12 protein-coding genes are annotated in these 14007 nt (G+C 40.2%); 5 read left to right on the top strand and 7 right to left on the bottom strand.

All coding sequences use genetic code 11. The annotated features are described in order from the left end of the window. Window positions 1–7: 7 nt before the first annotated feature. The 5 genes from lepA to rpoE form a co-directional block, all read right to left on the bottom strand. Window positions 8–1804, bottom strand: a complete 1797-nt coding sequence (gene lepA, locus AC3Z9T_RS00710; RefSeq protein ID WP_490125117.1) for a translation elongation factor 4 — start codon at window positions 1802–1804, stop codon at window positions 8–10. Between the two features lie 339 nt (window positions 1805–2143). Further along, complete coding sequence (gene rseC / locus AC3Z9T_RS00705; RefSeq protein ID WP_490125116.1) at window positions 2144–2608, bottom strand: SoxR-reducing system protein RseC; 465 nt, start codon at window positions 2606–2608, stop codon at window positions 2144–2146. A 9-nt stretch (window positions 2609–2617) separates the two neighbouring features. Then, on the bottom strand, window positions 2618–3562 hold the full coding sequence (rseB, locus tag AC3Z9T_RS00700) for a sigma-E factor regulatory protein RseB (RefSeq protein WP_490124313.1): 945 nt from the start codon (window positions 3560–3562) through the stop codon (window positions 2618–2620). Next, complete coding sequence (gene rseA, locus AC3Z9T_RS00695) at window positions 3562–4185, bottom strand: anti-sigma-E factor RseA (RefSeq protein WP_490124312.1); 624 nt, start codon at window positions 4183–4185, stop codon at window positions 3562–3564. Before rseA ends, rseB begins: the two co-directional genes overlap by 1 nt. Window positions 4186–4290: 105 nt before the next feature. Further along, window positions 4291–4869, bottom strand: coding sequence for an RNA polymerase sigma factor RpoE (rpoE, locus tag AC3Z9T_RS00690; protein ID WP_490124311.1), 579 nt, complete (start codon window positions 4867–4869; stop codon window positions 4291–4293). Window positions 4870–5353: 484 nt separating this feature from the next. Between rpoE and nadB the strand changes: the two genes are divergently transcribed. Further along, window positions 5354–6955, top strand: coding sequence for an L-aspartate oxidase (gene nadB, locus AC3Z9T_RS00685; protein ID WP_490124310.1), 1602 nt, complete (start codon window positions 5354–5356; stop codon window positions 6953–6955). Window positions 6956–7056: 101 nt separating this feature from the next. On the opposite strand, the gene trmN is transcribed toward nadB, so the two are convergent. Next, the gene (trmN, locus tag AC3Z9T_RS00680) at window positions 7057–7794 is read right to left on the bottom strand and encodes a tRNA(1)(Val) (adenine(37)-N(6))-methyltransferase TrmN (protein ID WP_490124309.1); all 738 of its coding nucleotides are present in this window, start codon (window positions 7792–7794) and stop codon (window positions 7057–7059) included. 155 nt (window positions 7795–7949) lie between these two features. On the opposite strand from trmN, the gene AC3Z9T_RS00675 reads away from it, so the two are divergent. The 4 genes from AC3Z9T_RS00675 to srmB all read left to right on the top strand — a co-directional run bounded on the left by AC3Z9T_RS00675 (window position 7950) and on the right by srmB (window position 12458). After that, window positions 7950–8681 (top strand): IclR family transcriptional regulator, encoded by a 732-nt coding sequence (locus tag AC3Z9T_RS00675; RefSeq protein WP_490124308.1) that lies wholly within the window; start codon window positions 7950–7952, stop codon window positions 8679–8681. Window positions 8682–8683: 2 nt separating this feature from the next. Next, on the top strand, window positions 8684–9601 hold the full coding sequence (gene hutG / locus AC3Z9T_RS00670) for a formimidoylglutamase (RefSeq protein ID WP_490124307.1): 918 nt from the start codon (window positions 8684–8686) through the stop codon (window positions 9599–9601). Between the two features lie 135 nt (window positions 9602–9736). Continuing rightward, window positions 9737–10948, top strand: a complete 1212-nt coding sequence (gene gltS, locus AC3Z9T_RS00665; protein WP_490124306.1) for a sodium/glutamate symporter — start codon at window positions 9737–9739, stop codon at window positions 10946–10948. A 169-nt stretch (window positions 10949–11117) separates the two neighbouring features. Further along, window positions 11118–12458, top strand: coding sequence for an ATP-dependent RNA helicase SrmB (gene srmB, locus AC3Z9T_RS00660; RefSeq protein WP_490124305.1), 1341 nt, complete (start codon window positions 11118–11120; stop codon window positions 12456–12458). 26 nt (window positions 12459–12484) lie between these two features. Here srmB and AC3Z9T_RS00655 read toward each other — a convergent pair whose 3' ends face one another. Continuing rightward, the gene (locus AC3Z9T_RS00655) at window positions 12485–13939 is read right to left on the bottom strand and encodes an ankyrin repeat domain-containing protein (RefSeq protein WP_490124304.1); all 1455 of its coding nucleotides are present in this window, start codon (window positions 13937–13939) and stop codon (window positions 12485–12487) included. Window positions 13940–14007: the final 68 nt, after the last annotated feature.

Genomic DNA, 14007 nt, shown 5'->3' with positions numbered 1-14007 from the left:
TGTAATATTAGTTGTCTTTACCAACATGCAAAATAGCTAAAAACGCTTCTTGAGGTAACTCAACGTTACCGACTTGTTTCATGCGTTTCTTGCCGTCCTTTTGCTTCTGTAACAGTTTTTTCTTACGGCTAACGTCACCGCCATAACACTTAGCAAGTACGTTTTTACGTAACTGCTTAACTGTAGAACGAGCAATAATATGGTTGCCAATCGCCGCTTGGATCGCAATATCAAACTGCTGTCGCGGGATCAACTCTTTCATTTTTTCAACCAACTCACGACCGCGATACTGAGAATTAGCACGATGGGTGATCAGTGCTAATGCATCAACACGTTCGCCGTTAATCATCACATCAACACGTACCATGTCTGATGCTTGGAAGCGTTTAAACGCATAATCCAATGATGCATAACCACGTGATGTGGATTTCAAGCGGTCAAAGAAATCCAATACAACTTCAGACATTGGGATATCATAAGTTAATGAGACCTGATTACCATGATAGACCATATTCGTCTGAACGCCGCGTTTTTCAATACAAAGTGTAATTACGTTGCCCAGATACTCTTTAGGCATCAACATATGACACTCAGCAATTGGCTCCCGCAGCTCTTCAATATTATTTAGAGGTGGTAATTTAGCAGGGCTATCAACATAAACTACATCACCATTGGTTTGTTCAACTTCATAAACTACCGTTGGCGCCGTCGTAATCAGATCTAAATCATATTCACGTTCTAAACGTTCTTGGATAATCTCCATATGAAGTAAACCAAGGAAGCCACAACGGAAACCGAACCCAAGCGCAGTGGATGTCTCTGGCTCATAAAATAATGAAGCGTCATTAAGGCTCAATTTACCTAACGCATCACGGAAGGCTTCATAATCATCAGAGCTTACAGGGAATAAGCCTGCATAAACTTGCGGCTTAACCTTTTTAAATCCAGGGAGCGCTTTATCAGCAGGATTACGAGCACCTGTTAAGGTATCACCAACAGGTGCGCCAGTGATGTCTTTAATTGCACAGACTAACCAGCCCACTTCACCACAGCTTAATGAATCACGATCAACTTGTTTAGGTGTAAAAATACCAAGGCGGTCAGCGTTATAAACCTGCCCAGTACTCATTACTTTAACTTTATCACCTTTGCGTAATGTACCGTTTTTAATACGGATCAAAGAGACAACGCCCAAATAATTATCAAACCATGAGTCAATAATGAGTGCTTGTAATGGTGCATCAATATCACCTTTTGGTGCTGGGATAGTTTGTACTAAACGTTCGATAACATCTTGTACACCAATACCGGTTTTTGCAGAACAACGCACTGCATCGTGAGCATCAATACCCACAATATCTTCAATTTCTTCAGCAACACGCTCAGGATCAGCCGCTGGTAAGTCAATTTTGTTTAGAACTGGAACAACTTCAAGATCCATTTCAATCGCAGTATAGCAGTTTGCAAGTGTCTGAGCTTCCACACCTTGCCCTGCATCAACAACCAGTAAAGCACCTTCACATGCCGCTAATGAGCGAGAAACCTCATAAGAGAAGTCAACGTGACCAGGGGTATCAATAAAGTTTAATTGATAGGTCTCACCATCAGAGGCCTTATAATCTAACGTTACGCTTTGTGCTTTGATTGTAATCCCACGCTCACGCTCTAAATCCATAGAGTCGAGAACCTGAGCTGCCATTTCCCTATCCGTTAAACCACCACAGATCTGAATAATGCGATCAGACAGTGTTGATTTACCATGGTCGATGTGAGCAATGATAGAAAAGTTTCTTATATTGTTGATTTTCAAGGTAATATCTTCTTTTAAATTGCCTACAAAATCAGCCCTGCCTAAATACTTGCCGCAGAACTAAAATGCTATGATTATCACAAGATTGCTAATTAGCAGCATTTTACATAGAAGCTCCCTCTAACACAAAGGTTCAATGTAAAACAACTGTAAACTACTTAAGGACTGTTGACCTTTGCCGCTTATTTTTACAATAAAAAAAGCAGACTAATAAATTGATTTTATATTAATCAGTGGTAACGATGACTCACTATTATTCAAGTTAAGTCTTGAACTTGCGAATGAATGACTAGGTTATAAAACAAAACCGCCTGTCATCACAGGCGGCGTTTATTAGCAATCAACTTGAACAGAAAGCTCCCCTGGAGGAAGCCCTATTTGTAAGATGACTGGCTGAAATGCTGACTCATCACGCCAATAAGATGCGATTTTACGAGCTAAAAAGAAGCCTAAAAAACCACCAGCAATACCAGATACAGCAACCCACACCTGTTCAAAACCAGCAAGTTGCACTGATAAAGCGACTAAAAATAGACCAATAAGCGGTGTGAGATACACCAACATGGCAGATCGTAGTAAACTACCTTCAGGGATACCGACTTCAACCTTCTGGCCAACAACTAAAGGTTGTTCAATTTCTACCTCTAATTGGTGCTCAGTATTTGGCCCAATTTTACTTAACGCATAAGAACCACAAGCCCCTCGAGCACTACAGCTACCACACCCTGAAGAAGCCCCATAACGCAATAGCGCTCTTCCTTGATGCCAACGAATAACTGTTGCCCACTCTTTTATCATCATTTACTCCTAGAAACGAATGCTTGCAGCAACTTGCTGTGCCGTAGCTAATGGCAATTCACCTATTATGGTAATCACATTTTGTTTCTGAGTCATTGTATAAATAGTGCGACGGCCATTTTGGATCGGTTGTTCTAACGGTAACCCCTGCTCGGCCTTAGTGATATTAACTGAGAATGTGAATAATCCATCACTAAATAATGCGCTTTCAACTTCATCATTCTCAGCAAGCTTACGTTCTGAGCGTGAAACCTCTTCAAAGCCTGGCGGCAAAAAGCCAACTCGCCATTTAAATGATGGGCTATTATTTTGCGGAGAAACTAACAGTGGCGGCAAGTTAATCTTACTTAAATTCACTAATGAATCATTAACAGTTTTACTGTCTAAAACTGTCGATATCACTCGAAACTGCTCTATGGTTTGGCTGTTATTGTCTAGCAGATCAACCCGTAATGGTAATTTAGTTTCTTCATCAACTAGTAAGACATAATTAAAACGTGAATTATCTTTAGAAATAATTCGGATCACTAACGAAGGCCTATCACCGATATGGGTTCTTCCTGCATCGATGAAATTATAATAAGGCTTGATTTTCTCATAGTCAGCAAACAGCACTGATGGCAAGTTATCAACAATATGATTACCATTTAAGCTAAATGCATCAAAGCCCGGCTCAAAGTAACTGATTTGCTGCCCTTTTTGCACAATCTCACGTCGAGACGAATCCATTTGTATCATCTGAGATACGGGAACATTATTAATGATCCCATGACGGTAACGTACTGGAATAATGCTTCTAGGGCTAAAAGACATGAACGACATTTCGTAGGAAAGATTTTGGGCAGCGCTTCCCATCTCTTTGAAGAGAACCTCGGCATCCTGTTGAGATGCCGAAGCTTGATTATAGATAATCAGGCTGCCCGTCAGGCAGATGACGGATAACCACTTATTCATTATTGCAGTTTAACTCCTGCAGGTACTACAGCCTTATCGCTTTCATGATATTGTTGATTCAGCATTGAACGCCTTTCGATTTCATACTGCTGAAGCATTGCATTAACACGTTGATTTTGCTGTTCAACTTGTTGCATTTGTTGCTCATTACCAAATAGTTGGCCATCAGAGAAGTTTAAACTAACAGGTGCACCAGCACCGGCTGGGATGGTATTAAATACAGGCTCATCAATCGCAGAATCAACTGAATTGCTTTGATTGTACTGTTGTACCCCAACAATTACCGCAAGCGATACACAAGCCGCAACACCAATTTGTGTAATTTGGCTCGCCCAAGGACGCACTTTTTGCCAGAAAGGCATTCCGCTCCATGTTGTTGGCTCAGGTTGTGACTCTATAACTACCTGAGGATTAATACGCACAACTTCATTCTCTAATGCTGCGGCAACTTTACCTGCTATGTCAAAATTCATGACGTCAGGGGTATCATTACGCAGAGTATCACGAATAAGATGATAGCTCTCCCAACGTTTTTGTAACGTTGAATCACATGTAATGGCGTTTACTAGCTCTATATCAAGAACTTCGCCATCCATCATTGCGGAAAGTTTCTCTCTTTGCATGCCCGAATACCTTCAGTTAATTGCATCACAATTACAGTTTAATGCCCTGATCCTGTTCTATCTGCGCTACATTCTGTGCTTAAAAATCAATCACACAAATAACTCTTAATGCTGCTGGATCAGTGGCTGTACTTTATTATCGATAGCTTCTCGAGCTCTAAAGATCCGCGAACGTACGGTGCCTACTGGGCAATCCATAATTTCGGCGATCTCTTCATAACTTAAACCATCGAGCTCCCTGAGTGTTATTGCCATTCTTAAATCTTCAGGTAATGACTCTATAGTTCGAAAAACTACCCTTTTCAGTTCTTCAGACAACATTAAGTTCTCTGGGTTCGAAATTTCTTTTAATGCACTGGCAGTTTCGAAGTTTTCTGCATCGCTAGCTTCCAGATCTGACGCGGGAGGGCGACGATCTTGAGCAACTAAATAATTTTTAGCTGTATTGACTGCTATACGATACAGCCAAGTATAAAATGCACTATCACCGCGAAACGACCCAATCGCACGATAAGCTTTGATGAAAGATTCCTGAGCAACATCAGGCACATCAGCTTGAGGTACGTAACGGGAAACCAAACTTGCAACTTTGTGCTGATATTTAATCACCAGCAAGTTGAAAGCTTTTTGATCGCCCTTTTGGACTTTTTCGACCAACATCTGGTCTGTCAGTTGCTCGCTCATTCCTGGGAAAATCTCCCGAACTCAGGCTGTAAATTTGTTAAATTGATCATCACTCCCTTCCTAAAGCAAGCATAACTTTGAGTAGTAAAAATAGATGAAGTTCAATTTAATGCATAAAAATAGTAAAAAACTTACAATAAAAAACGCTTCTCACTAATAAAGGATCCTCACGATCCGCAGAAAATCACTTTAAAACCATTTAGGTAGCATACCGCTTAATCAATATATACTCAAAATAATTCGAGGTGCAGCTAGGCGGCAAGTGAACGAGTCGCTAGGAGCATAGAAGACTATGTGACTGGCGCGAGTAAACGTAGTCAACAACGCTGCAACTTGAAGTATGACGAGTAGAAACGCCAAATTCAAACCTGACTGACATAAAAGATAATCCAGTAACGTTAAAGACGCTTTCACAAATAGCATTGATCAGTGCGATAGGCTAACATGAAACCTCCAATTAATACTACACAGCATACAACCACTTATGAAAAACTCCACACAGCATTACACTGATATTCTTATTATTGGTAGCGGTGTTGCAGGGCTTTCTGCTGCATTACGGCTCGCACCGTTTCATCAAGTGACTATTCTTAGTAAAAGTAAGCTAAATGAAGGGGCATCATACTACGCACAAGGCGGAATTGCTGCTGTTTTCGACGATACGGACAGCGTTGAATCCCACGTCGAAGACACGTTGATTGCAGGAGCAGGTATTTGTGAAAAGCAATCTGTTGAATTTATTGCATCCAATGCAAAAGCATGTGTGCAATGGCTGATTGATCAGGGCGTACTCTTTGATACAGAAGTCACTGACACAGGGGAAACACAATATCACCTAACCCGTGAAGGTGGGCATAGCCATCGCCGAATCCTTCATCACGCAGATGCGACAGGCAAAGAAGTTGAAACAACACTGGTTAACCTTGCCTTTTCTCACCCTAATATTCATGTAAAAGAACGTTATAACGCCGTCGATCTGATTCGCTCAGATAAAATGGGCTTATCTGGCAATAATCGCATCGTGGGAGCCTATGTCTGGAATCGACAAAAAGAGCAAGTCGAAACGATCCGCGCCAAGATCGTCGTTTTGGCTACTGGTGGTGCCGCAAAAGTTTATCAATATACCACTAACCCAGATATTTCCTCTGGTGATGGGATCGCAATGGCATGGCGCATCGGTTGTAGCGTAGCTAACCTTGAATTCAACCAATTTCATCCAACATGTCTATTCCACCCACAGGCACGTAATTTTTTACTGACAGAAGCGCTACGTGGCGAGGGAGCCTATCTAAAACGCCCTGATGGCAGTCGTTTCATGCCTGATTATGATCCACGCGGTGAGCTCGCCCCACGTGATATTGTTGCCAGAGCAATAGACCATGAAATGAAGCGCTTAGGCGCAGATTGCATGTATTTGGATATTAGCCACAAACCTGCCGATTTTATTCAAAACCATTTCCCAACTATTTATGAAAAACTGATGACGCTAGGGTTAGATCTCACTAAAGAACCGATACCTATCGTCCCAGCCGCTCACTATACCTGTGGTGGAGTTCAAGTTGATCAAAATGGCATGACAGACATTGATAACCTTTATGCAATTGGAGAAGTCAGCTATACCGGTTTACATGGTGCAAACCGCATGGCTTCCAATTCATTACTCGAATGCCTTGTTTATGGCTGGTCAGCATCAGAACATATCAAAACAATTATCTCGCAAATTGCTGATATTGAGACCTTACCTGAATGGGATGATAGCCTTGTTCATAATTCCGATGAACAAGTCGTCATTCAACATAACTGGCATGAACTGCGCTTATTTATGTGGGATTACATGGGAATTGTACGAACAACTAAACGCCTAGAAAGAGCCTTACGACGCATCCATGTGTTGCAGCAAGAAATTCATGAATACTATGCCAATTTCCGGATTTCAAATAATTTACTTGAATTAAGAAACCTAGTTCAAGTCGCAGAACTGATGGTTCGCTGTGCTCTAGAACGTAAAGAGAGCCGGGGGTTACACTACACCTTAGACTACCCTGAATTACTTGAACACTCAGGTCCAACTATTCTCAAACCTTGATCAAAGGATAGCCAACTACGGTTGGCTATTAGAAGAGGCTCTTGCCTTGCCTAAAATGTCTTTAATTCGAATAAAAATTCACCTTCAAAGATAAACAAGCTCTAATATTTCAAATAAAATTCACGGATCAATTGCTGAAAATCCTCAGTATAAACCTGATTATTCGCCTCTTTTAGTACCAATATTGATACTTGCGGCTCTACAGCAGTCAATTTCAACCCTAATAACATACGGTGAAATACCGTTGTTGATTTATCTTGAATATTAATACGATATGCCGTAAACCACCCTTCTTTACTTGCCATCATTTCAACTTTTTCACCCACCTCATAAGGTAAAACTAAGCACAATAGCCCATCAGGTGTTAAACATTGCTTAGCACAATCAAGTAGTGTTTCATGAGTGAGTGTCGCTGTATAACGGGCCTGATCCCGTTGCTCTGTACTACAAGATACCGATGGCTCAAAATAAGGGGGATTGCTGACAATAAGATCATATTGTTGCTGGTTGTTCGCGCTAAACTCAATAATGTCTTGTGCGAAAACTTGTAATCGCTCAGCCCATGGTGATTCTATAAAGTTTTCCTGAGCTTGCTCTGCCGCTGCATTATCTAATTCAACCGCATCAATCAATAACTGAGAGTTTCGTTGAGCCAACATCAAAGCAATTAGCCCACTACCACAACCAATATCTAATGCTCTCTCAGTGTGTTGAACAGGCGCCCACGCCCCAAGCAATACACCATCAGTTCCCACTTTCATTGCACAACGGTCATGTCCAACAAAGAATTGCTTAAAGGTAAAACCGCCTTTGCGATAATTTTTTTTCACGTTACTCAACCACTCTAACCCATATATTAATCATTCAAAATTTCATTATGTGACAATTTAAAAATGAAAATATCACATTTTTCCTACAAAATAATTCTCACATTATGAGAATATTATTTGAGACTGAAAATTTTTACTGCTAAGTTCAAAAAAAAGGGGATACCATGAACAGTATTAACAGAACATTGAATATTTTATCCTATATCACTGCCAGTGCGGTTCCCCTCACTCCACAAATGATTTCGAGTGCATTAAATATTCCTATTTCTACTGTTTATCGTTTGCTAGCAATTCTCATAAATTGGGAATTTATCACTTATGCTAAACAATATGGCACTTACACCGTTGGTGCGCAGAGTATCAAAACACAAGAAAAATACTATCACCATAGCTTACTGATGAATTCATCCAAGATTGAATTGCAGTCGCTGAGTAAAAAAACACAAGAAACGGTCGCTATCATTACATCAAACCTGTGTGAAACCATCTGTGTTGACATGATTGAAAGCTCACAAGCGCTACGTTGTTCCTTTGTTATTGGTCGTGGCAACACACTGATCAAAGGCGCCAGTGCTAAAACGCTATTGGCTTTTCGCAATGTCGATTATCAATCACTGGTTTTTGAAACTCATGGTGAACAATTACAATCAACTGAAAGTATAACGCAATTAAAGCAAGCCTTGATGCAAATTCGCCAACAAGGCTATGGCATCTCTTGTGGTGAAATTGATGAAGGCGTATTAGGCGTTTCTGCTCCCATTTTTAAAGGTAACGATGTCATTGCCGTGGTTTCTGTCATGGCGCCTGAATTTCGCTCTACTCATCGAATTGATGAGTTTATTACCGAGACCTGCAAAGCAGCGCTCAATATAACCAAACTGATTAATTTGGAGTAATTATGGCAGCACATTTTATTTGGCAAGGCCGTACTGATGGCGATACAGAAGAACACTTACGATTCCATCAAGTCATGAATAAAAACACCCCTGCGCAATTTGCTTTAATTGGTTTTGCCTCTGATGAAGGGGTTAAGCGTAATAAAGGACGGCTAGGAGCTAAAGCAGGCCCTGATGCTATCCGTCAACAATTGGCAGGGCTTCCATTACACCAACCTTTGGCGATCCGTGATGCAGGCACTGTCCGTTGTGATGATGGCGATCTCGAAACAGCACAACGTCAACTTTCAAATGAACTAATCACTATCTTATCATCAAAGCAAACCCCTATCGTTTTAGGTGGTGGCCATGAAGTCGCCTTTGCGAGTTTCCAAGGGTTATTTGATTTTATTGCCCAAACTGAACCCACTAAAACCATTGGTATCATTAATTTTGATGCTCACTTTGATCTAAGAACGGCAACTGAGGCCACATCGGGAACACCATTTTTACAATCAGCAAAATTATGTGAGCAACATAACCGCCCATTTAATTACCTATGTTTGGGAATTGCAGATCATGGTAATACTAAAGTGCTATTTGATACTGCGGATAAACTTGGTTGCCACTATATTCGTGATAAAGAACTATCTCAAAGCCAATTACCGAAAGCCATTAAACAAGTTGAGCAATTTATTGATCAAGTCGATTATCTTTATATCACCGTCGATTTAGATGTTTTTTCTGCGTCAATTGCACCGGGTGTCAGTGCCCCAGCAGCAAAAGGGATTAATACCGAAACGTTTGATGAACTATTTGCAGTGATTAAGGCTAGTAAAAAAATTGCCGTCTTTGATATCGCTGAATGTAACCCAGAATTTGATATTGATAATCATACTTCAAAATTAGCAGCTTATTTGATTTACCAATTCTTATTTTAATAAACACACAACAATGCGACTGATAAACACACCGTAAATTTGCAGTAATGTTTTCGACATTTTCCTTAAATGAAACCATAACAACAGAGTTTAAGGAAAATACTGGCAAAATAACGGTGTCTACAGGGAAACTATATGAACTTTACATTACAATTAGACACCTTATCGACACTCTTACTCACTGTTCTTTGCCTTCTTATGGGGATCCACCTAAAAAAACGTATTGAATGGTTGCAACGCTTTTGTATTCCATCCCCCGTTATTGGTGGTTTTCTTGTTAGCTTAATTATTTGGGGCTTAAAATCCTTTAATTTAGCCGAAATTCATTTTGACACCAGTCTACAAACTTTTCTAATGGTCGCCTTTTTTACCACTATTGGTATTGATGGCAGCTTCCGCATTTTAAGAAGCGGTGGCCGATTATTATTTATCTACCTATTTATCTGTTGGTTTACCGTTTTATTCCAAGATACTTTCGGTGCTGGTTTAGCACATTTATTGGGGATTAACCCTGTCATTGGTGTTATGGCTGGAGGGGTATCACTAACTGGTGGTCATGGTGGTGCAGCTGCATTTGGCCAAATGGCAGAAGGACTTGGAGTACAATCAGCAACAGTAGCGGCTATCGCAGCTGCGACCTTTGGTTTAATTACAGGTAGCTTGTTAGGTGGCCCAATTGCTTCGTACTTAATTAAAAAACATAAAGTCACAATTGAAGCTGATGAAACAATTAAAAGCCCGAAAGTCACTGAAACTATTACCAGCAAAATAGAGTCGATCGACGCGCATGCATTTTTAAAAATGCTTGCATTGGTGCTAGGGATAATGGTTATCGGCCAGTTCGCTTCCGCTCAATTCACCAAAGCCACTGGCTTTTCATTACCAAGCTATGTGGGTGCGATGATCATTGCCATTGTTATTCGTAATATCAACGATCACGTTCATTTATTTAAAATTAACCAAAAATCTGTCGATTTAATTTCTGAGGTTTCTTTAGGGCTCTTTTTAACCATGGCAATGATGTCGCTAAAAATTTGGGAGCTAAAAGAAGTCGCTTTACCGCTATTTATTATCCTGTTCGCCCAAGTTGTAGTGCTTATTTTGCTAGTGATCTTCGTCATCTTTAGACTACTGGGTAAAAATTATGACGCGGCCGTTATGTGTTCCGGTTTAATGGGGCATGGGTTAGGTGCAACACCAAACGCAATGGCTAATATGTCTTCAGTTTGTGAACGCTATAAACAAGTTTCCATGAAAGCATTCATGATTGTTCCACTAAGTGGTGCAGTACTGATTGACTTAGTCGGCATTCCTTACCATACATGGTTAATTAATATCCTAAGTTAATTTCTTTTGATTGCGTGCTTTTCACCTCATACCTCGGAAAAGCACGCTTTCTGGCAATATTACTGCCCGCTGCACGCAAAAACAGGTACACTTTATCAAAAGATGTATATTTTCAGATGAACAATTTGGCTAACCTGTTTATAATCAGCGCCCCAAATAGAGGTATATCATGACTGCAACCACATTTTCTGAACTTGAACTAGATGAAAGCCTGATTAACGCGCTGGCAGATAAAGGCTATGAACGCCCTACTGCAATTCAGGCCGCTGCCATTCCTGCTGCAATGGATGGTCGTGACGTTTTAGGTTCAGCTCCCACTGGCACCGGTAAAACTGCCGCGTTCTTACTGCCAGCTATCCAACATTTACTCGATTTTCCAAGAAAAAAATCAGGTCCACCTCGAGTACTTGTTTTAACACCAACCCGCGAACTAGCAATGCAGGTTGCAGATCAAGCAAAAGAATTATGTGCTCATAATCACCTTGATATCGCTACTATTACTGGCGGTGTCGCGTATATGAACCATGCTGAAGTGTTCAGCGAAAACCAAGACATTGTAGTGGCTACAACAGGCCGCTTACTGCAATATATTAAAGAAGAAAATTTTGACTGTCGTGCAGTAGAAATTTTGATCCTTGATGAAGCGGACCGTATGCTGGATATGGGGTTTGCCAATGATATTGAAACCATTGCAGGTGAAACACGTTGGCGCAAACAAACCATGTTATTTTCAGCAACCCTTGAAGGGGAAGCTATTCGTGACTTCTCTGAGCGCTTATTAGAAGATCCTATTGAAATTGACGCCGAGTCCTCTCGTCGAGAACGCAAAAAAATACAACAATTTTACTATCGTGCAGATACACTGGAACATAAAACAGCTTTGTTATGCCATCTCATAAAACAAGATGATGTCACTAAGTCGATTGTTTTTGTGCGCAAACGCGAGCGAATTCGTGAAGTGGTTCAATGGTTACGCGATGCAGGTATTGAACCTTGCTACCTTGAAGGTGAAATGGTTCAGGCAAAACGCAATGAAGCGGTACGCCGCCTTGTTAGCGGTCAAGTTAAAGTATTAGTTGCGACCGATGTCGCTTCCCGTGGTTTAGATATCGACGATGTCAGCCATGTATTTAACTTTGATATGCCTCGCACTGCTGATGTTTATATACACCGTATTGGTCGTACAGGTCGTGCAGGTAAAAAAGGAACCGCAATCTCGCTAATTGAAGCGCATGACTATCCTTTGTTTGGTAAAATCACTCGTTATATTGAAGATCCAATTAAAATGCGTGTTGTAGATTCTTTACGCCCGACCACTAAAGCACCTTCAGAAGCTATGATGAATAAACCAAAACCATCTAAGAAAGTGCTAGCAAAACGTAAAGAAAAGAAAAAAGAAGAAGAATCTAAAAAGAAAGCTAAAGTTCGTCTTCGTGACAAAAAGAACATCGGTAAACGCCGTAAACCCGCTACCACTTCAACTACACCAACGACTGATAAAACAGAGTAACTTTAAAAACGGGCCCTGCCCGTTTTTTATTGCATCATTATTTTCAATTTTTCACGCAATAGTTTTCCTTGCGAAGATAAATTTTCCACATTAATCATATGGTTTTCTAGTACATCGCGGCAATCATAACCTTGATGATTTTTAATTCGCCAATCAGCACCATGAGCGAGCAAAAATTCAGCGACTAAGAGTGCATAACTTCCTAATGCATTATGGAGCGGTGTATTACCAGTACTATCTATCGCATTAATTTCACATCCATCAACCAATAAAATCTTAGTTTGCTCTAAACGCCCTGACTGCGCAGCAAGGTGTAAAAAAGTTCGCTCATGCCCTAAATGTGTTTTTTTGATTTCACTTGCATAAGAAGAAGCAAAAAGAGTTTTCATAAATTCAGGATCTGTCGACCTGACTGAGTATCCAACCAACTTATCGAGATGGGCAGGTTTATTACCGGCTGAGATCAAGTGCTTAAACTTAGCAATATTCCCCTGTTTAATACTGTTTTCACAACATCTTTGCCAACAATCAGTCTGGTCATTATGAAAGAATGATAATCCATAGCTAAACTGTTCTAGCTGCACCTCTATATCATCATTAAAGATTCTACGATCACTTGACCAAGGTGCAAAATGACACATCATTTTAAGGATTTTAGGCATACTGTGAGCAATAAAATTTCTAGTCAGTAATCGGTGCGGTAACCAGTCACGCCATGTTTTTCCATCTTCGTAATAATCTAATATGATCTTACTACCTAATGCAGGAGGAAATGGTTTTAACGATTGTAGTAAATCCAGCCAATCATATTGAACAACATAGAAACGAACGAGACCCTCATTTGCTCTTTGCTTTGCACTCTCATAATCCATACCAATTTGTTGGATCGTATTTCTTGCAACCCCCGCCGAACTAAACGCAATACAAGGCGTATTACTTGCAAGAGCAGCAAATGTTGCCAGCCCGCCCCCTAAAGAATGGCCGACACAAATCATATTTCCCTTAGATACTTTATGTAGAATGTTGGTTAAGTTTACAGCTTGAAAGTATTGAGGCTCAAAATAACCAAGGCCTTGTCGAATGTCTGCATAAAAATCGACTAATTCATCTGAGCCAGCAAAACAAATAATATATAAGCCATTGTAACGACAAATATTGGCTTCAAATCCTGTTGATGCATCACGTAGTAAGCTTGAATTAATACCAATTTCTTGTAATTGCATATGACTAAGTCGTTCAACGCCATACATATTTTCCCAATCTTTGAAATAAACTCCATATGCAATTAATCCAATAAGATAATCATTAGATTGAGACTGTCGACTAAGAAACTGCTCAGCCGATAAATTATCTGACCATTTAGCCGCTTTGGAACATAAGGCAAATGAGCTATTCTTTTGTTGATAAATATTAAGACTTTCTCGAATTAGTGATATCTCATTCGCTGATTGAATTTGAATATTTTTATTAAGATATGGCATAGATTCTCCCGATGAAGGTGAGGTAAGGGAGATCATTAAAGGGGAAATTTTAGGAGGGAAAAACAATG

Source organism: Providencia sp. 6390 (assembly GCF_058148425.1).
The sequence above is the reverse complement of the archived record's forward strand: the minus strand, read 5'-3'. Positions and strand labels throughout refer to the sequence as shown.